Raw genomic sequence first — 441 nt, 5'->3', positions numbered from 1 at the left:
GTTCGATATCGATCATGCCATCGGCAATTGAAGCATCAATCTTGGGACCAAATTCGGTTCGTTGTTTGGCTTTACCACGGTTAATCGGGCGAATCCACGGTTGTGCCAAGCTAACAATCCGTCCTGGGACCCGATGGGTCCGATTTTCATACATGAACATTTGCTGGTCAAAAAGTTCACGAATCACAGCCAATCGTTTGGTTTGCCTTTCGTTAAGAGAGGCACCGTGGGCCAACAGCACATCGATATAACGTAGATCACGTCGGACATACTGGAGCTGTACTTTGATCTGCTTGCGTGTTTCCTTAGCCCAACGCCGCGGTTTTCTAGCAAAAGCGGTCCACTTAGCTTTTGCTTCACGTTTGTAGGTTCGTGGAGGCTTGATTTGCAACTGATGAGCCATGTCTAATAACATTTCTTCTAGATTGAGCCGAGCTTGAT

1 pseudogene is annotated in these 441 nt (G+C 47.2%); it reads right to left on the bottom strand.

The annotated features are described in order from the left end of the window. Positions 1–441 (bottom strand): annotated as a pseudogene (locus tag GV819_RS32610) (IS5-like element ISLrh3 family transposase); the annotation flags it as partial.

Source organism: Pseudomonas sp. Fl5BN2, assembly GCF_009908205.1.
In the GTDB taxonomy this organism is placed as follows: domain Bacteria; phylum Pseudomonadota; class Gammaproteobacteria; order Pseudomonadales; family Pseudomonadaceae; genus Aquipseudomonas.
The sequence above is the reverse complement of the archived record's forward strand: the minus strand, read 5'-3'. Positions and strand labels throughout refer to the sequence as shown.